Source organism: Desulfocastanea catecholica, assembly GCF_054657295.1.
The window spans coordinates 29,419-52,831 of the sequence record NZ_BAAHYZ010000002.1; the positions used below are offsets into that span (position 1 = coordinate 29,419).

Sequence of the window (23,413 nt, forward strand, 5' to 3'; positions counted from 1 at the left end):
GTTACGAGGATATTATTCCGCGAAGACGAGGAGGTTTCGGAGATCGCCGAGGCATCCTTGACGAAAGACGGGATTCATGTCCTGACCGGACACAAGGCGCTGCGCTGCGAACGGGACGGCGAGCAGAAATTCATCGTCGCCGAACACGAAGGCCGGGAACTTCGCCTCGAATTTGACGCCCTCATCTGCGCGGTCGGCCGGATCGCCAGGCTGCAGGGTTACGGCTTGGAGAAGCTGGGCATTGCCACCGAATGAACGGTGGTGACTAACGAATATCTGCAGACCCTGTATCCCAATATTTTTGCCGCGGGCGACGTGGCTGGCCCCTATCAGTTTACCCACACCGCCGCCCATCAGGCCTGGTATTCCGCGGTCAATGCGCTGTTCGGGGAATTCAGGAAATTCAGGGCGGATTACTCGGTGATTCCCTGGTCGACGTTTATCGATCCCGAGGTGGCGCGAGTCGGCCTGAATGAACAGGAGGCACACGAGCGGAATATCGCCGTCGAGGTGACCCGCTACGGCATTGACGATCCTGACCGGGCCATTGCCGACAGTTCGGCCCGCGGTTTTGTCAAGGTACTGACCGTACCCGGGAAAGATCGCATCCTGGGTGTCACCATCGTCGGTGAGCACGCAGGTGATCTGCTGGCGGAATTCGTGCTGGCCATGAAACATGGTCTCGGCCTGAGCAAAATCCTGACCACCATCCATACCTACCCGACCCTTGCCGAGGCCAACAAATACATGGCGGGTGAATGGAAGCGCGCTCATGCACCAAAAAAACTTTTGGCCTTGCTGGAGAAGTACCATACCTGGAAAAGGAGATAAATCATGTTTAAATGGTATCGGGAAGATTTTGAACGGGGCTGGCGCGGTGCGGCCACCCTGCGACAGTTTCTGGCACTGTATAAGGACAGCCTTGGGCTTGACGATGCCGAGGCCGGAAAGTTGGCTGCCGGCAATGTAGCCATCAGGTTTCTTGGTTACGACTGGCAACTTAACAGCACGGAATAACGTTATTAAATGGTCGGCAGATATTTCTTTGATGCAAAAGGCTGATATCTCATGGAACACCGGTTTCCACATTGATGGAAAAGTACATGATCAATGAAATGCTTGATCTGGTTGGCTTTAAACACGGTAACCTGTATTCCTACCGCGACTATTGACCTGGCCACGACGCTCCTCGGTCCTTTTGTAGGGAATGGCCAAGATGGCGCGATCTGTCTATTTGCCTTGCTGAATTCATGCGTATTCCAACCACATCTGTTACAATGCCATAGCCATTGGTGATTAACAGTTCCATTGTCAGATCAAACTGGCTACAATCTTCAATGCAGATCATTTTATTAAATGTCAAAGAGAGAGCTCATGACAACCAACAATTATTATTTTGAAACAGGAGTTTATCGTCCTCCCAGCGAAGGAGGAAGCGCTTCTCTTCTTGTCCGGTTTACCCGCAACTGCCCCTGGAACTATTGCACCTTCTGCGCCATGTACAAAACAGAAAAGTTTCAGCTGCGGCCCCTGGATGAGATCAAATCAGATATCAATGCCATGGCAGCCCTAATCAATGACCTGAAATCAGAATCCATCCGCCTGGGTTGGAACGGTCAGATTACCCGGGAGGCCCTTCTGGCCCTGATTGCCCGCTCCCCTGACCTCAACTATCATCAGGGGATTGACATGCTCATCCAATGGCTGCTTTCCGGTGGGAAAACCGCCTTTATTCAGGACGGCAACTCCTTGATCATGAACCCCCGGGAGCTGATTCAGGCCCTGACCCATTTGAAAACCACCTTCCCCTCCATCACCAGGATTACCACCTATGCCCGGGCAAGGACCATTGCTCAGAGGTCGCCGGAAAATCTGAAAGCCATCAGAGCCGCCGGACTGGATCGGGTCCATCTTGGCCTGGAAACCGGGGATGACGAGCTGCTCAAGAAGATCAAAAAAGGAGTAGATGCACAAGGGCACATAAGCGGAGGCCAAAAAGCCATGGCAGCAGGATTCCAGGTTTCAGAATACTGGATGCCGGGGCTGGGCGGAAAACGGATGTCTGAACAGCATGCCCTCAATACGGCCCGGGTGCTCAATGAGGTCAATCCCCACTATATTCGGTCCCGACCCTTTAGACCCATTCCCGGTACCCCGATGTATGATGAGGTTCGGGCAGGGGAATTCACTCTGCTCACCCCAAAAGAACAGCTTGTGGAACTCAAACTCATGATATCTGCCCTGGAGGTCACCTCAAAGGTCTGCTTTGACCATATGGGCAACTACTGGCGCACCCCCAACGGCGAATTGGTCTTTACCCATGAATATGAAGGATATCAGTTTCCTGGTGACAAGGACAAGGTATTGGCACGGATCGACCAGGGCCTGACCTTTGTCTAGAAAGCCAAAGAATTTATCCATCTGTGAACTGCCGAAAACGGCAACCGGCAAGATAATCAAATTCTCCCTTCGGGATATCGAATGGCAGGGGACGTGAGCGGAAGGTAAACTGAAAAAAATCGACCGGCGGGCGAGAAGAGCTGTATCTCTGCGCCCGCCGGCCAGATGAGGAGATTTTTTTACAGCGCCTGCAGCTTTTCGGTCAGGACCGGCAGGAGCTGCTTGAGGTCCGCCACGGCAAAGACGTCGGCCACGTCGCCGATCGGGGCATCTTTATCGGTATTGATGGCCACCACGAACTCGGATTTTTTCATCCCGGCCAGGTGCTGCACCGCGCCGGAAATGCCGCAGGCGACATAGAGTTTCGGCGAGACGGTCAATCCGGTAGTGCCGACCTGGCGGTTGTGTTCCACCCAGAGCGAATCAACCACCGGCCGACTGGCCCCATATTCGCCGCCAAGGGCCTTGGCCAGATCAGCCACCAAGGCGATGTTTTCCGGTTTTCCCACTCCGCGTCCGGCGCTGACGATGATTTCGGCCTTGCTCAGGTCGACGCCGCCGTGTTCGGCCATCTCATACCCGAGAAGGTCGATTTTCCCCTTGGCCTTACCTGCGACCGGGATAACGGTCGGCACGCCAGCGGCAGGATCGGCAAGCCCAAAGGCCCCGGCCTGGAGGGTGACAACCGTCATGCCGCCACGACTTCTCATGGTCCGGCGCAGCTTGCCGTTACAGACCGGGGTGACCAGGGCGCCATCCTGCACGGCAACCACCTCGGAGATCTGCCCCGCCTTGAGGCTTACGGCAAGACGCGGGGCAAGATCCCAGCCGTAGGAGCTGTGCGAGAAGACGATCATGTCCGGTTGTTCCTTCTCCACCACCTCAAGGAGCAGTTGTTTATGGACATCCGGGTTGTATTCTCCGCATTCGGCGACCTCGGCCAGATAGAGCCTGCCGGAAAATTTCGGCAGCTCTCCCGCCGCGTCAGCGGTAAGGAACATGGTACTTTCCGCGCCCATGATTCCTGCAAAGGCCAGCAGCTCGGTATAACTGTCCAGCAATTGTCCCTGCCTGTATTCCGCAACCAATAACATCTTCATGATATTCTCCTTGGTACCTTGCCTTGTGCCGGACTACGCCAGCACGGCGGTTTTATCTTTGAGTATGCTGATCAGGCGGTCGGCAATGCTGGCCACCTCGCCTTCGAGGAACAGGCCCCCGCTCCGTTTTGCCGGAAACTCGATTTTCACCGTCTTCTGCAAGGCCCCGGCCTTGTGCAGGTCGGCTGCGGCCAGACTGAGCATTTCTTTCTTTTTCGCCTTCATGATATTCGGCAGAGTCGGATAGCGCGGACTGTTCAGTCCCAATTGACAGGTGACCAGCAGCGGCAGGTTGCTGACAACCTTTGCCTTGACACCGCCCTCCATTTCGCGTTTGACGGTGACCTGGCCGTCGGCGAAAGCGAAATCGACAACAGTCGTCACTGCGGGGATGGCCAGCAGCTCGGCAACCATTACTCCGACCTGCGCGCTGCCGCGGTCCTGGGACTGCATGCCGGTGAAAATCAAGTCAAAGCCTTTATCCCCGGCAAATTCGGCGATCATCGAGGCGATTTCAAAGGGATCTTTCAGGTGGGCCTGGTCGTCGAGGAGATGGACGCCGCGGTCACAGCCCATGGCCAGGGCCTTCTTCATGGTCTCTTTCACCTGTTCCGGGCCGATACAGAGCACGGTGAGATCGGCCCCGGTCTGTTCCTTGAGCTGAACCGCCTGTTCGACGCCGTATTCATCATACTCGTTCATCCGCCAGGCGAGATCGTGGCGGTCATACCAGAGACCTTCGGCTTCGACCTTGAATTTTGATTCCATGTCCGGAACCTGTTTTATGCATACCAGAAGTTTCATTTGTCTTTCTCCCTCGAAAAAATATTTTTTAATGGAGCCGTTCCGCCAGCACTTCGGCGATATCACGTGGCCGCATGCTCTCTTCGACATTGGCACCCTTGACGCCGTCTTCGAACATGGTCAGGCAGAAGGGGCAGTTGGCGAGCAGCTGGTTGGTCCCGGTTGCCACGGCCATTTCCACCCGTTTGATATTGATCCTCGTGCCGAGTTTTTCTTCAGCGAGAATCCGCCCGCCGCCGGCGCTGCAGCAGAATGCCTGCGCACGGTTTCTGGTCATCTCGACCATCTTTCCACCCGCCGCCTTGATCAACTGACGCGGCGGGTCGTAGATCCCGTTATGGCGCCCGAGATAGCAGGAATCATGGTAGGTACAGCCAAACGGCTCGCCACCTACGGCCAGCCTGCCCTGGGTAATAAGGTCGGCAAGAAACTCCGGATGGGACTGGATTTGGCAGTCGAGGCCGAGATCGCGGTAGTCCTTGCTGAGGGTGTTGAAGCAATGCGGGCAGGTGGTGACGATCTTTTTTACACCGTAACGGGTAAATGTTGCGATATTTCCCGTGGCCAGCGTCTGGTAGAGATACTCGTTACCCATCTTCCGCGCCGGCTCACCGCAGCATTTTTCCTCTTTGCCGAGGATGCCGACCCTGACTCCGGCGGCTTTGCAGAGGGTGAGAAAACTCCTGGCGACGGCAATATTGCGCTTGTCGAAACTGGCGTAACAGCCGACAAAATAAAGGATATCGATTTCCTCGTTTTCGGCCGGCAGCCGAACACCCAATCCCTCTGCCCAATCGCCCCGTGCGGCATAACCCATGCCCAGGGGATTACCATTGACTTCCAGCTGCTCCATGGCGGTCATGACCTCTTCGCCCGGAAATTCTCCTTCCATCAATACCAGATTGCGGCGTAATTCGATGATCTTGCCGACATGGCCAATGGATGCGGGACAGATGTCCTCGCAGGCCCGGCAGGTGGTGCAGGACCAGACAGCATCCCGGCCGACGGCATCAATCAGCGCTGTATCCGGGTTTTCCGCGGCAACTTGGCCGATCCGCTGCACGACCTGCATCGGCGACAGAGGTTTGTTGGTCGCATAAGCCGGGCATCTGTCCTGACAACGTTTGCACAGGGTGCAGGCGTCGGCATCGAACAGATCCTTCCAGCTGAGATCGGTTATTTTAGCCGCACCGAAACTCTCGGTCTCTTCGTTTTCCAGGTCGACAGTAACGAGTTTGCCTGTCGGCCCCCGGTCGGCAAAAAAAGCGTTGGCGCCGGTGGTCAGGATGTGACGAAATTTGGTGAACGGGATCAGGCCGATAAACACCATGGCCAGGGCCAGATGAAACCACCATAATCCTCTGTGCAGGGCAAGAAGCAGCTCCGGGTCCGTGCCTGAAAATCCCCGGGCGATAACCAGGCCCACAGGCGACCACTGCGCAAGCGGGGTACCCAGCTCGGTGACCGTCATCCGCGCACCTTCGATCACGAAACCGGTGACAAGGATGGCCAGCAGCAGCCCATGCATGATGGCATCGTCCACTTTCGTCTCCAGCCCCTCGGGTCGTACCAGCCAGCGCCGGACAAGCAGGCCGAAAAGCATGATGATCGCCACCAACCCGGCGAGATCGAGGCTTATGCTGAATACCTGGTAAACGGCGCCCTTCAAAAAAACATAGTCAAAGAACAGGTCGGTAAAATCCGCCTGGATGACTATCAGTCCGGTGCCGAGAAAGAGCACGAAAAAACCCCAGAAGAACATGGCATGGGCCAGGCCCGGTCCTCTGACCCGCAGGACCTTCGTCTGCAGCAGCATGGTGCGCATCATCTGCCCGAACCGGGCTAATGGCTGGTCTGTCCGCAGAAGGGGTCGGCCCAGCCGATATATTTTCAGTCGCCTGACAAAGCCAAAGACAGCAACGGCCAGGGCCAGGGCGGCGAACAGATACATCGGCACCAGTGTTGCCGGTCCATGGCCGACATTCCAGTATATTTCACGGGTAAATTCCATCGCGGTCTCCATTTATTACCGGAAAAAATATGCAGCTTACAGATAAAAACAGCGGGAGACGGCAGCTCAGTGACCATCCCCCGCCGGAAAAATGGGGGTGGGGAGTTCCCCTTTTGTCTATCCCCGAAACACGGGATACATCCTTTTCTCGGACTCTACCGGGTCAGCGCCGCACCGATGACAACACGCTGGATCTCACTGGTCCCCTCGTAGATCTCGGTGATCTTGGCATCGCGCATCATTCTTTCCACCGGGAATTCCCGGGTATAACCGTAGCCGCCGTGCAGCTGGACCGCCTGGGTGGTCACCCGCATCGCCGTCTCGCTGGCAAACAGTTTCGCCATGGCTGATTCCTGTGAGTAGGAACGTCCGGCACTGGCCCGAAAGGCAGCATTATAGACGAGCAGCCGGGCCGCCTCGACCTGGGTGGCCATATCCGCCAGTTGGAACTGCACGCCCTGGAAGGCGTTTAACGGCTTGTTGAACTGCTGGCGTTCCTTGACATAGGTCGTGGTTGCGTCAAGTGCACCCTGGGCGATCCCTAAGGCCTGGGAGGCGATGCCGATTCGCCCCCCATCCAGGGTTTTCATGGCCACCTTGAACCCTTTGCCCTCCTCACCGAGCATATTTTCATGCGGTATGCGGCAATTCTCGAAGACCAGCTCCATGGTCGGAGAGGAGCGGATGCCCATCTTCTTTTCTTTTTTGCCGAAGGTGAATCCGGGGGTACCTTTCTCGACAATAAAGGCGCTGATACCATGATGTTTTTCCGCTGCCTTGTCCGTCCTGGCGAAAATGACGTAAATTTCCGCTTCCCCAGCGTTGGTAATGAATATTTTGCTGCCGTTGACGATCCACTCATTGCCGTCCCGTACCGCAACGGTCCTGGTCCCGCCGGCATCGGAACCGGCTGAGGGCTCGGTAAGGCCGAAGGCGCCCATGGCCTCGCCCTGGGCCAGCGGGGTGAGGAACTGTTTTTTCTGCTGCTCGGTGCCAAAGAGATAGATCGGGTTGGAGCCCAGGGAAAGATGGGCGGAGAGGGTGACGCCGGTTGAGGCACAGACCCGTGACAACTCTTCGACGGCGATTGCATAGCTCAGGTAGTCAGCGCCGGCGCCGCCGTATTCCTCGGGAAAAACGATACCGGTCAGGCCGAGATCGGCAAGCCTTGCAAACATCAGGTCACGGTCAAAATGTTCATCCTCATCACGTTGGGTGGCCGACGGTGCAACCTCGGTCTCGGCAAAGCCTCGGACCATTTCGCGAATAAGATTTTGCTCTTCTGTCAGTTCGAAGTTCATGGTATTGCTCCAATTGTTATATTTTGAAAGAGAAACGTAATTCAGCCATCGACCCTGTACGGATCGGAGGAATATCGTTAGTTAGTAATTATGCCGCGTCAGGGATCTGAACCATAATGACCCGGCCGGTGGCACAGAGGGTTTCCCCTGCCAGCACCTGCAGATTGACGGTCACCTTGCGTCCTTTGATTTCGGCCACCTTACCGCGGATTTCAAGCTCTATCCCCAAAGGGGTAGGCCTGGCAAAATCAACCGCCAGGGAAGCGGTGACAAACCGTCCCACAGGTTCGCCGCTCTCCTGTGCCTTGGCTGCCGCCGCAGTTGCCGCACCGTGGCAGTCGATCAGCGAGGCAATCATTCCGCCATAGAGAAATCCCGGCACCCCTCCGGTGTAATCCGGTCCCGGGGTATGGCGGCAGACACATTCGTCGCCATCCCAGTAGCTTTTCAGGTGCAGGCCGTGCTGATTGTTTCGTCCGCAGCCGTAGCAGTGGGCGTATTCTTCGCGGTAGAGATCCTGGATCGCCGTTTCGCTCATTTTTCCCTCATCTGTTGGTGTTCGATCTTGAAATCCGATTTTTGACGATTTTATACTGCTGAGTAGCTGTAAAATCCCTTGCCGGTCTTTCGGCCCAGCCAGCCCGCTTCGACATACTGGCGAAGAAGGGGACAGGGGCGGTATTTCGGGTCGCCAAGGCCCTGATGCAGGGTGTTTAAAATGGCCAGACAGGTATCGAGACCAATAAGATCGGCCAGGGCCAGCGGCCCCATGGGATGGTTCATGCCCAGTTTCATAACGTTATCGATAGCTTCGCAGTCGCCGACGCTCTGGTAGAGGCAGAAGATCGCCTCATTGATCATCGGCAGAAGAATTCGATTGGCGATGAATCCGGGAAAATCGGCGGCCACCGCCGGGGTTTTCCCCATCTTTTCGGCGAGCGCCACGGTGAGCTGATAGGTCTCCTCGGAGGTCGGCAGGCCGCGGATCACCTCGACCAGTTGCATTACCGGCACCGGATTCATGAAATGCATGCCGATCACCTTGTCCGGTCTTTTGGTTCGCGAGGCGATACGGCCGATTGGAATGGAGGAGGTGTTCGACGAGAGGATGGTATGGGGCGGGCAGATCTCGTCAAGCTGGGCGAAAATTTTGAATTTGATTTCCTCGATCTCGGAGGCGGCCTCGACGACAAAATCGGTGGAGCCCATGTTGACGATATCCGTGCTGGGCGTGATCCGGCCAATGATCGCCTGTTTTGCTTCTTCTGTCAGCTTCCCCTTGTCGACACTGCGTTGCAGGTTTTTGGCGATGGTTGACAGACCCCGTTCAACAAAGTCTATGGAAATATCGTGAAGAATGACCTTCATGCCGCTTGCCGCGGCGACCTGGGCAATACCCGCACCCATCTGCCCGGCGCCGATGACGCCAAAGGTTGTTGTTTTTTCTTGCATGCTGCTCTCCCTTATTATTTGCTTTTGTTGCTGACCACCATGGCCATGCCCATACCGCCGCCGATGCACATGCTGATCAGACCGGTGCCGAAGTTGCCGCGCTGCATCTGGTTGATGGTGGTGATCATCTGCCGCGCGCCGGTACAGCCGACGGGATGGCCCATGGAGATGGCGCTGCCCTGTTGATTTGGTTTGTCGATCTCGATGCCAAGCTCCAGCATGCAGCCGATGGCCTGGGAGGCAAAAGCCTCATTCAATTCGATCAAATCGATATCGGCGAGCGTCATCTTTGCCTGGTGCAGAGCCTGCCGGATAGCCGGTACCGGCCCAAGACCCATGTAGGCCGGGTCAAGGCCGCCCGAGGCAAAACTCTCGATGGTGAGCAGCGGTTTGAGATCAAGCTGCCGGGCCTTTTCCTCGCTCATCAGCAGCACCGCTGCCGCCCCGTCGTTGATGCCGGAAGCGTTGCCGGCGGTAACCGTGCCGTCCTTGGCGAAGACAGGACGAAGCCGGGCAAGTTTTTCCAGACTGGTGACCATGGGCCGCTCGTCCCGGTCGACTGTTAACTCTTCCCGGCGTGAAGTCACCTTGATCGGCACGATTTCCTCGGCAAGATAGCCTTTTTCCATAGCCTCGATAGCCCGGCTGTGGCTCATACAGGCAAGACGGTCCTGATCCTCGCGACTGATATTGTACATCTTGGCGATGTTCTCGGCGGTAACGCCCATGTGGTAGCCGTAAAAAATCTCGTACAACGCGTCGTAGACCATCAGGTCGTGGATCTCGCCTACGCCGGTCACTTCCATGCGGTAGCCCCAGCGTCCTTTCATCAGTGCCATGGGCACCTGACTCATATTTTCCTGGCCACCGGCAAGGATCACCTCGGCCTGGCCGGTCATGATCGACTGGGCACCCAGGGCAATCGCCTTGAGGCCGGAACCGCAGACCTTGTTGATTGTAAATGCCGGAGTCTCCTTGCAGAGACCGGCGCGAATCATCGCCTGGCGGGCTGGGTTTTGCCCCTGGCCGGCCTGCAGGACGTTGCCCATGATCACTTCGTCGATGGCCAGCTCTCTGGCATCACCGGACCACGTCGCGTATTTTTTCTCCAGATCCAGCTCTGCCTGTCCGGCCAGTTTCGCTGGGACATTGTCCTGAAAGTTCTTTCCCCGGACCGGCCGCAGGCCAACCTTCTGTAGGGTCTGCCGGAGCACCGTCGCCCCCAGGTCAACCACCGGAACATCCTTCAGGGCACCGCCAAACGCCCCCACCGCCGTTCTGCATCCACTGACAATGACAACCTTATTCATTTTGCATTCACTCCTTTTTTACCTTGGATGGATTTCTCTGTGCCCGGTGCGCTTCAACTTACTTTCCGCTCCAGGCCGAGCCATTCGCGATTGCGCAGCTTGGCCTTGATGGTTTTACCGGTCGCGGTTTTGGGCAATTGACCGAATTCTACGGTTTTCGGGGCCTTAAACTGGGCGTGGTGGCTGCGGCAGAACTCGATAATCTCTTCGGCCGTCGGTGTCTTGCCCCGTTTAGGTACGACAAAGGCCTTCGGGACTTCCCCCCAGACCGGATCAGGGGTTGATACAACCGCCACCTCCAGGACATCCGGGTGCTGATAAATTATCTCCTCGATTTCGATCGAGGAAATCTTGTCCCCTCCTCTGACGATGACATCGTCGGCCCGATCGGTTATCTGCAGATAGCCGTCGGGATGCAAAACCCCCAGGTCGCCGCTGTGGAACCAGCCATCGCGAAAGGCAAAATCGGTTGCCTCCTTATCCTTATAGTACCCGAGCATGACATTGTGTCCGCGCATCACCACCTCGCCCACGGTCCGGCCGTCATGCGGTACCGGCTGCATGGTCTCAGGATCGATAACCGCCAGATGCAGACTGGTAATGGAAGCTACCCCCTGGCGTGCTTTCATTCTGGCAACGGTTTCCGGATCGAGCTCGACCCAGGGGGCTTGCCAGGCACAGATGCTGTATGGTCCATGCAGTTCAGTGAGACCGTAGACATGGGTAACATCGGCACCGATATCTTCCATGCCCTTTATGACAACCGGGGAAGGTGAGGCTCCCGCGGTGAGCACCTGCAGGGGACGGCGTAATTTCACCGCAGTCGCCTTTGGAAAACAGATCATCATCAACAGTACACTGGGCGATGCGCAGAGATGCGATACGTTTTCCCTCTCGATGAGATGAAAAATCTCTTTTGGCATACAGTGCCGCAGGCATACATGGGTTGCCCCGACGGCCGTCACTGCCCAGGGGAAACTCCAGCCGTTGCAATGGAACATCGGCAGCGTCCAGAGATAGATGGATTCGGGCCGGAGAGCCGATTCAATGATTTCGCCCAGGGTCTGCAGACAGGTGGCTCGATGGCTGTACATCACCCCCTTTGGTCTGCCGGTGGTGCCCGAAGTGTAGTTGATGGCGATAACACTGTTTTCATCCCAGGTTTGGGTTATCTCCGGCGTCGTTGCCGGGGCACCTGCCAGAAAGGACTCATATTCAGCTCCCTGCAACAGCGGTGCGCAGCTACCGTCACAGATATTTATAAAAAACGAAACATTCTGCAATTTCCCGGCGATCGCCTGGAGTTGGCCGGCAAACCCATTGTCGACAAAAACTGCCTTCGCATCGGAATGATCGATAATATATCGGTATTCCCGGCTGGACAGCTGGGTGTTGACGCACACCAGCACAGCGCCGATCATCGGAATGGCAAAATGGGCTTCGAGCATGGGAGGAGTATTGGGACAGATGAAGACCACCTTGTCACCTCGCTCTATTCCTCTGGCCAGCAGGGCGTTGGCCAACTGGTGGACTCTGTTCTGAAACTGACGATAGGTAAAACGTCTGTCACCATAGACCACGGCGATCTTCTCCGGATAGACACCGGCACTGCGGTTGAGAAATGAAACCGGACTGAGTATATCGCGATTAACTTCTGGCCTGCACATCGATCAGCGCTCCTTGCAAGGGTAACTCGAATGGATATTGCAACAATCTGAAGGGCAGGGGAGTATCCCGGCTCTTCAGGCTACACTTTATGTAACCGGGATAGTAATGTATGGCAGGGTGGTGAACAATCGGCATAAAGCCTATTTCTCTCTGCAGAAAAACCTGATCCGGGATAGGCTTAGAACCTAGATGGAAAAAAGGAAGGAGCTGGAGGAAACCAATCGATCCCGTTCGTAATGGATGCAATGGATGCGAGGATAAGGATGCCTTGGTCAACAGGCTGTCTTTCGATATTACAGCAGGATCTTGTCAGACCAGTGTACGGCGAATTTAACCAGCCCGGTAAAGTGTTTGAGTTCCAGCTTTTCTTTCAGATTCTCACGATACGTGCCGATGGTCTTGATGCTGAGATGGAGCCGGTCGGCTATCTCCTTGGTAGAGTAGCCCTGGCCGATCAGCCGCAGGACCTCGAGCTCGCGATTGGTGAGGATGTCGAGGGGGGATTTGCTGTTCGCGCTCTGCGGGTTCATCAGCCGTTTGAACACCTTTTCCTTGACAGTATTGCTGGCGTAGATCTCGCCCTTCAGGACATAGCGTATTGCCTCGACGACCTTGGGTATCGCCTCCTGTTTCATGATATAGCCGTAGGCCCCGGCGAGCAGTGCACGCTCGGCATAGAGCGATTCGTCATACATGGACAACACCAGGGTCGGCAGACCCTCATACTCTTTTTTGATCTCCTGCACGAGATCCAGGCCATTACCATCCTTCAGGGAGATATCGATGATGACCAGGTCGGGTGTCATTTCGACTATTGCCGCACTGGCCATTCGCATCGACTCGATGGCGCCGCACACTGTGAGGTCGGGCTCCTTGTTGATCAGCTCGCTCATGCCGAGACAGAAAATGGGATGATCATCGATAATCAGCACTTTGTATTTTTTTCGTGGAACCATCGGTTCTCCCCCAGGGTCGTTCTTATCACTCTTGGTATTGGATCATGTCCGACTTTTTCATAAATATATGAACAGTAGTCCCTTTTGTCTCAGTGCTGATGACTTCGAGAAAGGCGCCGATGACCAGCGCCCGGTATTTCATGATCTGTATGCCCATGCCTTTGCCGCTCTGTTGTTCATCAATACCACGACCGTCGTCGGTGATCAACAGGTGAAGATAATCGTCTCGTTCGCCAAGGGAAATGTCGATGGCCGAGGCCCCGGAATGTTTCACTGCGTTGTTTACCGCTTCCTGCACGATATAGTAGAGGTGAGTGGCGAGGGTATTATCGGTGATATTCAGGGCATCATCTCCGCTGAAGGTGCAGCGGATCCCCGCCGTCATCTCGGTGTGCTCGGCAATCTGGTTAAGTGCCGAATGCAGGCCGTAGGCGACAAGGTGCACAGGGCAGAGGCCCCGCGAAAGCCCACGGGCCTTCTTCGCCGCATCATCAATCAGGCTGACGATTTTTTCCGCCAGGGCGGCACCTTCGCTGTTGTTTTCTTTCAGGGTTGCGTGCAGCACCGAGGCGAGACCACCAATACCGATGAGATGAGGACAAAGATCATCGTGGAGATCCTGGCCAATGGTCTGACGAACGTTATCGCCGATATCCATCAGTTGTTTGGTCAATTTTTTGGTCTCGGTTATATCGCGAAGAATAACCACACTGCCGGAAAGCTGCTGGTTATGATCCTTGAGAGCTCCGCCGCTGATACTGACGTGACGGATACCTCCTGACTTGGTGAAGCGTTTCGTCTCGGTAGCCGACAGAACCCCGCCGTCTTTTATGGCAGCAATCATCTCCTTGGTTTCCGGCCAGTTTTCCTGGGGCACGAAATGGTCCATTTTCCGCCCGAGACACTCGGCAAGGCTCCAGCCGAAGACCTGATGAAATGCTGGGTTGAAATAGGTTACCCGGCCTGCCGTATCATAGGTGATAATCGGATCGGCAGCAGAGGCCATGACCGAGCGATAGCGCTGTTCACTTTGCCTGAGGCTGTTTTCCGTCTCCTGCCTCACCTGTATCTGTTGCTTCAGATCGTTGTGGTACTGGCCGAGCTGCTCCATAAAGCGGTTAAAAAACCGGGCAAGCTTGCTTATTTCATCGCTCGATGTTACCGCCATCCGCAGGCTGAAATCCCCCTTGCCGGCATTGTCCAGGTAGCCCATCAACTTATGCAGCGGGTTGGTGATTGAGTTACTGATCTTATAGGAGAGTGACAGGACCAGCAGCATGGTGCACAGGAAGGTGACCAGCACCAGGGTGCCGATGGTCCGCAGCGGTTGATAAAATTCGTCCAGATAACTCGCTGTAGCGACAATCCAATCGTACTCTTCTATCATGTTAAAAAGACATAACTTTTGCCTGGACTTCTGCTCGCCGGGATTTTGCCAGGGATAGGTGATCTGGCCGTTTTTCCTTTTCATGATCTCGGCGAGATATTCGTTCGACTGGCCATCCACCGAGAGGATATTGACATCCTCCAGTTTGGGATGAATGATCGCCTTACCTTCGGTGTTGACCACAAAGGCATATCCTGTTTTGCCGAATTTGAGGTCCAGGACACTCTGCTTGAAGTCGTCGACGTTGACCAGATCCTTGAATTCTTCGCGATAGGAGGAGACGGCAATGATCCAGTCCCATGGCTCGAAATGGAGCATATACAATGCCTTTGGTCTGGCGATCTGTTCATCGGGATTTTTCCAGTCATACTCGAGATAGCCTTTTTTTCGTTCAAAGACGTCGCCGACGAAAGGATAGTCTGAAACGTCCGTGCCGAGCAGAGCACGTTGCGGATGGACCACAACCCTTCCTTTACTGTTGAGACAGTAAATATAGCCGGACTCGCCAATGGTCTGGCTTAACAGGACGGACACCGCTTTCTCCCTGGCCTGTGCATCGGTCTGCAGGCCATTCAGGCTGTCCCGGTACATTTGGTCGATGATTTCGACATTTTTTTCGGCCACCGCCCGGAGGTAATTTTTAATCGATACGTTAGCGGAGGTCTGCACCAGATTGTAGATTGCCGTTGTGGTGTTTTGCAGTTCACTCTCTATATTTTTTTCCAGGGAGTCGCGGAGTATGACATAGATGGTAGCAAAACCAATGGAGAGGGAAAGCGCGTAAAGAAGGGTATAGTAGAAAAGGAGTTTATGGCGAATCCGTGTCAAAGAAAACATATCTTCCGTATCCTGTTCTCGAAAGGGAATTATTATCTGTAAACAAGGAAAGAACTTAACAGAAAACGGAGGCCGGTAAAAGAATTCGTCACTTACTGTCGTCAAAAGGTTTTCCGTGCCGGATGACCGCTGCTTGCCTGTATGGATTTTCTTAATGGTCAAGCGAGAGAAAACCTGGAACGCCCCGGTTTCCTTAACCGGGGCGCGGAAACACCGCCTACATCTGAATATTCATTCTTTTGGCATGTTCGTTAAGCTCGTCACGGAAATCAGGATGGGCGATGGAGATCAGTGCCTTGGCCCGTTCAATGGTCGACTTTCCTTTGAGATTGATCAAGCCGTATTCGGTGACGACGTAATTGACCATGACCCGCGGCAGGGTAGTGATGGTTCCCGGATCGAGGAAGGGTCTGATCCGTGACCGCCTGGTGCCGTCTTTCTCCACCACCGAGGACGAAAGACAGATGAAGGCCTTGCCGCCGCGGGAGTGGTAACAGCCGTAGGTATAGTCCAGTTGCCCGCCGGTTCCGGAGATATGCCTGGTACCGCACGATTCTGAAGAAACCTGGCCGAACAAGTCGATTTCCAGGGCGTTATTGATGGCAATGGCCTTGTCATTGGCGGAGATTTTTCCCAGCTCGTTGGTATAGTCTACTGGAAAGCTGCAGCAGGACGAATTGTGGTCGAGAAAATCATAGAGTTTTTTTGAACCGAGGGCAAAGGTATAGACAAATTTCCCGGCGTCGTTTTTCTTTTTGCGATTAGAAATGCAGCCGGCATCGTAGATATCGACAAAGCTGTCGCAGAGCATTTCCGTGTGCACCCCGAGGTCGCGCAATGACGAGGCGGCGATCAACTTGCCGATGGCATTGGGCATGGCTCCGATGCCAAGCTGCAGACAGGAGCCGTTTTCGATCTGAGAAACGACGATTTCGGCGATCTGCTGGTCAATATCGGTGATAGTCGGCTCGGGCAGGCAGAATAAATCCTCATTATCACTTTCGACAATGGCATCAATCTCGGAGATATGCACCTGCTCCTCATTGCCGCCGTAGCAATAGGGCATGTTCTCGTTGACCTCGACGATGACCTTTTTTGCCGCCTTGATCTGTGCCCTGGTAAAAGAGTTGGAAACGCCAAAATTGAAATTTCCCTTGCTGTCCATGGGCGTGGTGCGAAGCAGCATGACATCGGTGGAAATATCGTTTTTTTCGTAATAGCCCGGCCCTTCATGGTAGAGCAGCGGGATATAGTTACAGACCTTTGAGTCATGGAGTTTGCGGTCGGCCCCGGTGAAATGCCAGCTATTGTAGCTGAAACTTTGACCTTCCGGATCCGCCTTGGCTACTGCGGCGAGACCAGGAAACCCGAGCGCGCGGATCTTGACATTCTCAACCTCTCCGGCTCTTTTGGCAAGTTCCTTGTCGAGCGTAATAGGAGTGGCGAGAAAACAGGCGTAATCGACCCAGTCGCCGGATTTAATTGTCTGCACTGCTTCACTGGACGTCATCAACTTGCTATTGTATGTCTTGGCGTATCTCACGGCATTCTCCTTTTGCATGGTATGTGTATCTTTTCACCCATCAGCCACCGGGCGAAGGGGCCAGTTTCAGTGGCTCTAAAGATAGAATATTTGCCGACTTGTTCGCAATCGGCTGGATGCTGATTATTGACCGCGGGTTTTTCTGAGACGATCTAAGTTTAGAACCTACTACCGCTGAACGGGAAGAACTTGGGGATAGTTTATACTTTGCAAACAACAGAGAGCAGAGAGAACCTGCTGTGAACCAGGGCTGCTCCGTATAAAATTTAATTACATATGCAACATGTCACTCTCGGGAGAAAATTTCATGAACGTCGGTTTACTCTGTGTCCTCTGGATATGCTGGTGTATCATGCATTCCATGTTGATTGATACCTCTGTTGCCGGGTTCCTCAAAGGCCGCATACCCGGTCTGACGCGTTACTATCGTCTTCTTTATAACGGACTTTCTCTGGTCACTGTCGTTCCCTTGATCATTGTCACCCGAACGGCGGACGGGCCGGTGATAATCGCCTGGCAAGGGTATGGCATGCCTGTACGTATTTTTCTCCTCGTGCTGGTATTTTTGCTGTTTAAGGGAGGCGCCGAGAAGTATGATATACACTATCTCCTGGGCCTGAGACAGCTGCAGACGGGGGAAGAGCATCTTCTGTTGAGCGACACGGAACAATTTACTGAAACGGGAGTCTTCGCTATTACGCGGCATCCGTGGTATTTTGGCTCGCTGATTTTGCTCTGGACAATCTTGCCGGAGTATCCGCAGCCGGTCTTTCTTGTCGCCTGTATCCTGAGTATCTACCTGGTCATCGGTACAATGCTTGAGGAAAGAAAAATTGTCGCCCAATATGGTGACAGGTATCGCCGGTATCGCCGGCGGGTATCGATGCTGTTCCCCTGGAAATGGCTGAGACAATTCTGGCGATGAAACGTTGCGGAAGTTTTTTTGTGCGAAACCGATATTGCCCTTGATGCGAAGCATCATAAAAACTAAATACAAACGATAAGTTATCCGATATGGACTGTATTCTTACCCTGGTCTCTTCCGACAAAGAAAGACCGCTTTTGAGCAACCACTTGCTGGAAGTTGAACAATGTCTTCCCATGAAGGTTCGCCGGATTCACTGGCTGTCGCCCGGCAAGGCCGCGGATGTCCACCTGTCAGCATGGCCGGACCGTGGCGTACGTCTGCAGCTGGAATCGCTTTTCGCTGAAGATCGGCTTGATTTCTTCATTGTTCCTGATAACCAGACCAGGCGAAAGATGCTCCTTGTTGCGGACATGGATAATACCATGGTCGTCGGGGAAACCATCGATGAGCTTGCCGCGCAATGCGGTTTAAAAGAACAGATCGCCGCAATTACCGACCAGGCCATGCGGGGAGAGCTCGATTTCCAGACAGCCTTGCGACGCCGGGTGGCGATGCTGGCAAACCTGCCGGAAGAGGCATTGCGAATCACTCTTGCAGCCATACAGCCTATGCCCGGTGCGGAACTTCTCGTCACCATAATGCGCCGCCATGGAGCCCGGTGTGTGCTCGCATCCGGCGGATTTAGCTGTTTTACCCAAGCGGTCGCAGCAAAACTCGGTTTTCAGGTCAGTCACGGCAACACTCTTGAAATCCGGGCAGGCCGCTTGACCGGTAAGGTGTGCGAGCCGATCCTTGATCACCACTCCAAGCTGTCTTTTCTCCACTATTACCGGGAAAAATATGGCCTGGATGTCGCAGAGACCCTGGCTATTGGCGACGGGGCCAATGATCTGGCCATGATAAACGCCGCGGGGCTGGGTGTCGGCTATCATCCGAAACCTTATCTCAGGGAGCGGGTGGCAAACAATATTATTCATGGCGATCTGACTGCTCTCCTCTATGCGCAAGGGTATGAAAATTTTTAACACGCCCACTTCTTTCCCTGTTTGGAGAAGAGGGCGGCTCTTTTTTGCGCCAGGTTTTGGTCCCTTGTTGAAAAATACCACATTGTAATATACCGTAACCCTTTAAACTTCTCTCTGCGTCGCTTTCTCATCAAATGTGATGAACTGAATTATAAAAAATTTAGTATAGTTTATTTTTCTTAATTTCTTGTAAATCTCTGTACTTTCGTGACATACAATGTATATTGTAAGACAAGGTTGGGAATTATTATTGCTTATTCTCACTCGAAAGATGGAAAGCGCACCGGATATGTCGGATGAAACAATGTGATAGGATTTATGGCATCCTTGCCGACATATTCGGAGGCAGGATATGCATGATTACCGGCAGCAATGCGGGGCTTTACCGCACCTGTCGGGCAACAAGGAGATGTTTCCGTGATTCGCAATTTCAATGATGATATTTCAACTCCAGATAAATTTGTCGTAACTCTCGAACTGGTTCCCGGTCGTGAATCGAGTGGCAGAACCATCGACACTATTACCGGAATTTCCAAAGATGCATCCGCGGATGGCAGAATCACCGCAGTGTCGATAACGGATAACCCCGGCGGCAATCCGGCACTGAGCCCCGATGCCCTTGGCCATGAGATCCTGGGGAATGGCATGGATGTCATTGTCCATTTCACCTGTCGGGACACCAATCGGGTCGGCATGGAAAGCCGGGCGCTGCAGCTTGCCCATATGGGCATGAAAAATATCCTCGCCCTGACCGGTGACTACTCCGGCAAGGGATTCGGCGGGGCTGGTCTACCGGTTTTTGACTTTGATTCGGTCATTCTTACCTCGATGCTGAAAGACCTCAATAAACGACTGATTAAGTCAGGACATTCCAGTATATTTGTCACCGGCTGTGCCGTCTCGCCATTTAAGTATACCGAAGCCGAGGCCTGGGTCCAGTACAAGAAAATGGAACGGAAAATTGAGGCGGGGGCTTCTTTTGCCATCACCCAGCTAGGCTACGATATCGATAAATATGACGAATTACTGCAGTATAACAGGGACAAGAACATCGATACGCCGGTTCTTGCCTCGCTCTATCTGCTTGATAAACGATCGGCTCGGGCGATGCACGCCGGCAGAGTTCCCGGTGTTCATGTCACCGACAGGCTCTGCAATACGGTGATGCAGGAATGGGATCAGGATGGCGGAGGCATGCCCCAGGCGATAGAGCGGACGGCGCGGCTGGGTGTGGTTTTAAAAGGACTCGGCTATAAAGGTATTCACCTTGGCGGCATCCATGACAACTTTGAGACCGTCGGGAGGATTCTCGACCGGATGGCGGTGATTGAACATAACTGGCAGGACTATATCGAAGAGTTTCGCGAGAACGAACCGAACCGTTTTTACCTGTATAAACAACCGACACAGCAACCAACACAACAACAGACAACTGCACAATCGGTTCTGCCCGGCAAGGATGCCATAAAGGTCAAGTTCAGCGAAAGCTGCCACTATCTTTTCCTGCGTGCCGCTCACGATCTCTTCTTCGATAAGGGCGCCTCTCTTGCCCCGATGTATAAAAAGATTTCCAGCTCTCTGGAGAAAAACAAGGCCTCCTGGCTGTTGAAGGTGTTTCTTGAGGACCCATTTAAAAAGCTGATGCTCTCCTGCAAGAGCTGCGGCGATTGCGGCATCCAGCACGTGGGATTTCTCTGCCCCGAGTCGGGTTGCCCAAAGCATACGCGAAATGGCGCCTGTGGGGGCAGCAAGGATGGTTTCTGTGAGGTGAACAGTGATAAGCTCTGTGTCTGGGTGCGGGCCTACCGGCGGATGAAACAACATGGCGAGGCGGAAAAACTCACCTGCGCCTTTGTCCCGCCCCGGCTCTGGGAACTGAAGGACACCTCTTCATGGATTAACTTTCATCTCGAACGGGATCACCAGAAACCTGCGGAACCACCGGCACGGACGCTTTAACGTGCAGAAAGACACTGTAATCACTCCATATTATTCCAAAGTATTCCCGTTTTCCACTCAGCGGGAAACACCCCTTGTATAATCAAAAAGAGGCAGAAGTCATTGAGTAAATTGACTCCTGCCTTTTTTGTTTGCCCGACTCTGTTCTTTAACCAAGGTTCGCAGGTACAACCAGGACCGGGACTTTTGATTTTTTCAGTACTGATTTTATGTGATGGCCAACGGAAATCCCGGACAATAATCCCTCGCTGGCACCCATGACAATCAGATCACACTGACATTCAGCCGCTTGCTGAAGGATTACTTCGATCACATCGCCATCTTTGACCACAATCTCATAGTTGGGGATGGCGTAGTTTTCATCTTCTTTTTTGTCCTTGTAGAATTCACTGAGGGCTGTCCGCACAATTTGTCTGGGAGTCACCTTGCCGATAAGGGCATGCTTGGCTTCTTCCCTGTTGTTTTTTAATATTTGCTGCCATTTATCCTGACCAAAGACACTAGCCATATAGCCTTCATAGCTGCTGGAAGGTCCTTCCATGACATGAAGCAAAACAAGCTTGGCGTCAAACTGAGTCGCCAGCATGACGGCTTGTTTGAAAGCAGCACGACTGGCCGCCGATAGATTTGATGTAAAAAGGATCGTTTTGTATTTATTTGACATAATGCAGTATTCCTCATTGAAACGAAGCGCATCAGAGATGCAGTTTGTGGTGCCTGCTCTTCATCGTGTGGATAAAGATCATGCTTGTCACCAATATGTAATTATCCAAGACAAAAAAATCTCAGGAATTTCATAAAAATATATCGACTCATAGATAATAACAACAAGAATTTGATTCGGCGTCATAACCAGAGAGGTGACCCAGGTTGGTCAGCTGATGGTGATAACCTTGTCGGCGAGCTGGGTGGCGGTGACGATATCGAGCATATTGGTCGAGCCGCCAACCTGTTTTTCAGCGGTGAGGCCAAAATGCTCCAGGCAGGTGCCGCAGGCAAAAATGATCACCCCGGATTTCTCATACTCCTGTAATTCAGGGAGAACGGGCGAGGAGGCAATGGTCAGTTTGACGCCGCTATTAACAAAGATAAGCTGCCACAGTTCCGTGCCCATCTCCTTGATTGTCTTCAGGTAACTGACCATCAATTTCCCGCCGAGTACGTCATCACCGGAGCCGAGACAGTCACTGGTGATCAGGACGAGAACCTTTTGCTCCGCCGCTTTTTCTGCATGTACGGCGGTTTTTTCCGCAGGAACAGCTGGACTGTTCCCGTCGCATCGCGCTTCGAGTCTGTACACGCCGCCTTCGTGGCTATCGGTCACCGAATATCCCCTGGAACCTAAAAAACGGCGTACATTTTCAAGGGAGGCAGCATTGTCCACCAATACTGTCAATCCTTCTGTCAGTTCCTGCGCATTGGTCTGCTCCACGGCGTCTTTGACCAGTAAAACCGGTGCGGGACAGGTCAAACCGCAGGCATCAATTGTTTTTTTCATGGCCGTTTTCTCAATCATTGAAGTTGTATGGTATTTTTCAGGCGTTCGGTGACAAAACCGATCACCGCCGCCGTTTCGATTCCTTCATTGTGCAGCCTGCGCACCAGGGCAGGGGCATCTTTTTCCGTACAACCAATCAGCAGCCCGCCGGACGTCTGCGGGTCATACAGGATGTCACGAAGAACAGGGTCAAAATCGGCAGCTGCCAGCACCATGTTCTTTCTGAATTCCCGGTTCCTATGGGCGCCGACCGGCACAAAGCCCATTGCGGCGAATGCATAGGCCTCGGCCAGCACCGGTACCTTGTTCGCGTCAATGATCACTCCTATGTCGGTGCTAGCGATCATCTCGGCTATGTGGCCGAGCAGGCCAAAGCCGGTGATGTCGGTGCAGGCTGACACGGTAAACTCGGTGAGAATGTCGGACGCCTTGCGGTTCAGGGTGGCCATCACCTCGGTTACCTGGCGGATGGTCGCCTGCGACGCCAGACCGCCTTTGATTGCCGTGTTAAGTATCCCTGTGCCGAGTGGTTTGGTCAGCACCAGACAATCTCCGGCACGAAGGCCCTGGTTGGTGAGAATTTTTAGCGGATGGACAAAGCCGGTGACCGACAGGCCATATTTCAATTCCTCATCTTCGACACTGTGTCCCCCGAGCAGAACCGTGTCCGCTTCTGCCAATGTCGCCGCACCACCGGCGAGCATTTCCCGCAAGGGTTCCCGACCCATGCTGCCCATCGGATAGGCGACGATATTCATCGCTGTTTTCGGGATGCCGCCCATCGCATAGACGTCGGAGAGGGCATTGGCAGCGGCAATACGCCCGAAATCGTACGGGTTGTCTACGATTGGCGTGAAAAAATCCAGGGTCTGGATCAGGGCCAGCTCCTCCGATACGCGATAGACCCCGGCATCATCCGAGGTGGCCATACCGACCAGAACGTTTTCATTAGTCGGAAATGTAATGCCGCTGAGTGCTTGTTCCAGGTCCCCTGGAGCAAGTTTCGAGGCTCAGCCGCCACCTTTCACGCAGCTTGTCAGGCGAATCGATTTATCGTGCATTTTCCCCCTCTACTCCCTCTACTTAATGGACAGAGCACATCTTTCACCGCATAGTGGTGTTTCTGTCGTTTTTTAAAGCCTCTCTGCAAACGAAATAAACGCTGCTGCAAAGTCGTTAAACCTGTACCCCTTACCACCTTAAAAAACAAATAGGTAATATGTATACTGCAATGCTGACGGATTGGATTTTGCTATAAGTAAAATTAGAAAAAACAAAGCAGTACTTATGGGAT

19 protein-coding genes and 1 pseudogene are annotated in these 23,413 nt (G+C 53.6%); 6 read left to right on the top strand and 14 right to left on the bottom strand.

Translation table 11 applies throughout. The annotated features are described in order from the left end of the window. Positions 1 to 6 precede the first annotated feature (6 nt). From ACYQ8U_RS01825 to ACYQ8U_RS01835, 3 genes and pseudogenes are all read left to right on the top strand, one after another. Positions 7 to 831: pseudogene (locus ACYQ8U_RS01825) on the top strand (FAD-dependent oxidoreductase); the annotation flags it as partial. 3 nt (positions 832 to 834) lie between these two features. Further along, positions 835 to 1,017, top strand: coding sequence for a hypothetical protein (locus tag ACYQ8U_RS01830; RefSeq protein WP_459943804.1), 183 nt, complete (start codon positions 835 to 837; stop codon positions 1,015 to 1,017). Between the two features lie 357 nt (positions 1,018 to 1,374). Further along, the gene (locus ACYQ8U_RS01835) at positions 1,375 to 2,400 is read left to right on the top strand and encodes a radical SAM protein (protein ID WP_459943805.1); all 1,026 of its coding nucleotides are present in this window, start codon (positions 1,375 to 1,377) and stop codon (positions 2,398 to 2,400) included. Positions 2,401 to 2,579: 179 nt separating this feature from the next. On the opposite strand, the gene ACYQ8U_RS01840 is transcribed toward ACYQ8U_RS01835, so the two are convergent. From ACYQ8U_RS01840 to ACYQ8U_RS01890, 11 genes are all read right to left on the bottom strand, one after another. After that, positions 2,580 to 3,500 (bottom strand): electron transfer flavoprotein subunit alpha/FixB family protein, encoded by a 921-nt coding sequence (locus ACYQ8U_RS01840; protein ID WP_459943806.1) that lies wholly within the window; start codon positions 3,498 to 3,500, stop codon positions 2,580 to 2,582. Positions 3,501 to 3,533: 33 nt separating this feature from the next. Next, positions 3,534 to 4,304, bottom strand: coding sequence for an electron transfer flavoprotein subunit beta/FixA family protein (locus tag ACYQ8U_RS01845; protein WP_459943807.1), 771 nt, complete (start codon positions 4,302 to 4,304; stop codon positions 3,534 to 3,536). 28 nt (positions 4,305 to 4,332) lie between these two features. Next, positions 4,333 to 6,315, bottom strand: a complete 1,983-nt coding sequence (locus ACYQ8U_RS01850; protein WP_459943808.1) for a heterodisulfide reductase-related iron-sulfur binding cluster — start codon at positions 6,313 to 6,315, stop codon at positions 4,333 to 4,335. Positions 6,316 to 6,470: 155 nt separating this feature from the next. Further along, the gene (locus tag ACYQ8U_RS01855; protein ID WP_459943809.1) at positions 6,471 to 7,616 is read right to left on the bottom strand and encodes an acyl-CoA dehydrogenase; all 1,146 of its coding nucleotides are present in this window, start codon (positions 7,614 to 7,616) and stop codon (positions 6,471 to 6,473) included. Positions 7,617 to 7,704: 88 nt separating this feature from the next. Further along, a complete protein-coding gene (locus ACYQ8U_RS01860; RefSeq protein WP_459943810.1) occupies positions 7,705 to 8,154 on the bottom strand; it encodes a PaaI family thioesterase in 450 nt (149 codons plus the stop codon). Positions 8,155 to 8,204: 50 nt separating this feature from the next. Further along, complete coding sequence (locus tag ACYQ8U_RS01865; RefSeq protein WP_459943811.1) at positions 8,205 to 9,068, bottom strand: 3-hydroxybutyryl-CoA dehydrogenase; 864 nt, start codon at positions 9,066 to 9,068, stop codon at positions 8,205 to 8,207. 14 nt (positions 9,069 to 9,082) lie between these two features. Further along, positions 9,083 to 10,378 carry a thiolase family protein gene (locus ACYQ8U_RS01870; RefSeq protein ID WP_459943812.1) on the bottom strand — a complete coding sequence of 432 codons (1,296 nt, stop codon included), beginning with the start codon at positions 10,376 to 10,378 and terminating at the stop codon, positions 9,083 to 9,085. A 53-nt stretch (positions 10,379 to 10,431) separates the two neighbouring features. Continuing rightward, entirely contained in the window at positions 10,432 to 12,045 is a 1,614-nt protein-coding gene (locus ACYQ8U_RS01875; protein ID WP_459943813.1) for an AMP-binding protein, read from the bottom strand. A gap of 294 nt (positions 12,046 to 12,339) precedes the next feature. Continuing rightward, a complete protein-coding gene (locus ACYQ8U_RS01880) occupies positions 12,340 to 13,002 on the bottom strand; it encodes a response regulator (protein ID WP_459943814.1) in 663 nt (220 codons plus the stop codon). A 25-nt stretch (positions 13,003 to 13,027) separates the two neighbouring features. Further along, positions 13,028 to 15,226, bottom strand: a complete 2,199-nt coding sequence (locus ACYQ8U_RS01885) for a cache domain-containing protein (RefSeq protein WP_459943815.1) — start codon at positions 15,224 to 15,226, stop codon at positions 13,028 to 13,030. Positions 15,227 to 15,443: 217 nt separating this feature from the next. Then, a complete protein-coding gene (locus ACYQ8U_RS01890) occupies positions 15,444 to 16,769 on the bottom strand; it encodes an acetyl-CoA hydrolase/transferase family protein (protein ID WP_459943816.1) in 1,326 nt (441 codons plus the stop codon). A 307-nt stretch (positions 16,770 to 17,076) separates the two neighbouring features. On the opposite strand from ACYQ8U_RS01890, the gene ACYQ8U_RS01895 reads away from it, so the two are divergent. From ACYQ8U_RS01895 to ACYQ8U_RS01905, 3 genes are all read left to right on the top strand, one after another. Beyond that, positions 17,077 to 17,694 carry a DUF1295 domain-containing protein gene (locus tag ACYQ8U_RS01895; RefSeq protein WP_459943817.1) on the top strand — a complete coding sequence of 206 codons (618 nt, stop codon included), beginning with the start codon at positions 17,077 to 17,079 and terminating at the stop codon, positions 17,692 to 17,694. 89 nt (positions 17,695 to 17,783) lie between these two features. Further along, on the top strand, positions 17,784 to 18,662 hold the full coding sequence (gene serB / locus ACYQ8U_RS01900) for a phosphoserine phosphatase SerB (protein ID WP_459943818.1): 879 nt from the start codon (positions 17,784 to 17,786) through the stop codon (positions 18,660 to 18,662). A 417-nt stretch (positions 18,663 to 19,079) separates the two neighbouring features. After that, positions 19,080 to 20,621 carry a methylenetetrahydrofolate reductase C-terminal domain-containing protein gene (locus ACYQ8U_RS01905; protein ID WP_459943819.1) on the top strand — a complete coding sequence of 514 codons (1,542 nt, stop codon included), beginning with the start codon at positions 19,080 to 19,082 and terminating at the stop codon, positions 20,619 to 20,621. Positions 20,622 to 20,769: 148 nt separating this feature from the next. Here ACYQ8U_RS01905 and ACYQ8U_RS01910 read toward each other — a convergent pair whose 3' ends face one another. The 3 genes from ACYQ8U_RS01910 to selD form a co-directional block, all read right to left on the bottom strand. Then, complete coding sequence (locus ACYQ8U_RS01910) at positions 20,770 to 21,285, bottom strand: universal stress protein (RefSeq protein ID WP_459943820.1); 516 nt, start codon at positions 21,283 to 21,285, stop codon at positions 20,770 to 20,772. A 210-nt stretch (positions 21,286 to 21,495) separates the two neighbouring features. Further along, positions 21,496 to 22,119 (bottom strand): sulfurtransferase-like selenium metabolism protein YedF, encoded by a 624-nt coding sequence (yedF, locus tag ACYQ8U_RS01915; protein ID WP_459943821.1) that lies wholly within the window; start codon positions 22,117 to 22,119, stop codon positions 21,496 to 21,498. A gap of 14 nt (positions 22,120 to 22,133) precedes the next feature. Next, the gene (selD, locus tag ACYQ8U_RS01920) at positions 22,134 to 23,180 is read right to left on the bottom strand and encodes a selenide, water dikinase SelD (protein ID WP_459943822.1); all 1,047 of its coding nucleotides are present in this window, start codon (positions 23,178 to 23,180) and stop codon (positions 22,134 to 22,136) included. Positions 23,181 to 23,413: the final 233 nt, after the last annotated feature.

Excerpts from the sequence above, each read along its gene's own strand:
- serB (WP_459943818.1), top strand. The coding sequence starts at position 17,784 with ATGGACTGTATTCTTACCCTGGTCTCTTCCGACAAAGAAAGACCGCTT.
- ACYQ8U_RS01870 (WP_459943812.1), bottom strand. The coding sequence starts at position 10,378 with ATGAATAAGGTTGTCATTGTCAGTGGATGCAGAACGGCGGTGGGGGCG.
- ACYQ8U_RS01855 (WP_459943809.1), bottom strand. The coding sequence starts at position 7,616 with ATGAACTTCGAACTGACAGAAGAGCAAAATCTTATTCGCGAAATGGTC.
- ACYQ8U_RS01895 (WP_459943817.1), top strand. The coding sequence starts at position 17,077 with ATGAACGTCGGTTTACTCTGTGTCCTCTGGATATGCTGGTGTATCATG.
- ACYQ8U_RS01830 (WP_459943804.1), top strand. The coding sequence starts at position 835 with ATGTTTAAATGGTATCGGGAAGATTTTGAACGGGGCTGGCGCGGTGCG.
- ACYQ8U_RS01840 (WP_459943806.1), bottom strand. The coding sequence starts at position 3,500 with ATGAAGATGTTATTGGTTGCGGAATACAGGCAGGGACAATTGCTGGAC.
- ACYQ8U_RS01850 (WP_459943808.1), bottom strand. The coding sequence starts at position 6,315 with ATGGAATTTACCCGTGAAATATACTGGAATGTCGGCCATGGACCGGCA.
- ACYQ8U_RS01845 (WP_459943807.1), bottom strand. The coding sequence starts at position 4,304 with ATGAAACTTCTGGTATGCATAAAACAGGTTCCGGACATGGAATCAAAA.
- ACYQ8U_RS01885 (WP_459943815.1), bottom strand. The coding sequence starts at position 15,226 with ATGTTTTCTTTGACACGGATTCGCCATAAACTCCTTTTCTACTATACC.
- ACYQ8U_RS01910 (WP_459943820.1), bottom strand. The coding sequence starts at position 21,285 with ATGTCAAATAAATACAAAACGATCCTTTTTACATCAAATCTATCGGCG.
- ACYQ8U_RS01865 (WP_459943811.1), bottom strand. The coding sequence starts at position 9,068 with ATGCAAGAAAAAACAACAACCTTTGGCGTCATCGGCGCCGGGCAGATG.
- ACYQ8U_RS01875 (WP_459943813.1), bottom strand. The coding sequence starts at position 12,045 with ATGTGCAGGCCAGAAGTTAATCGCGATATACTCAGTCCGGTTTCATTT.
- ACYQ8U_RS01835 (WP_459943805.1), top strand. The coding sequence starts at position 1,375 with ATGACAACCAACAATTATTATTTTGAAACAGGAGTTTATCGTCCTCCC.
- yedF (WP_459943821.1), bottom strand. The coding sequence starts at position 22,119 with ATGAAAAAAACAATTGATGCCTGCGGTTTGACCTGTCCCGCACCGGTT.
- ACYQ8U_RS01880 (WP_459943814.1), bottom strand. The coding sequence starts at position 13,002 with ATGGTTCCACGAAAAAAATACAAAGTGCTGATTATCGATGATCATCCC.
- ACYQ8U_RS01860 (WP_459943810.1), bottom strand. The coding sequence starts at position 8,154 with ATGAGCGAAACGGCGATCCAGGATCTCTACCGCGAAGAATACGCCCAC.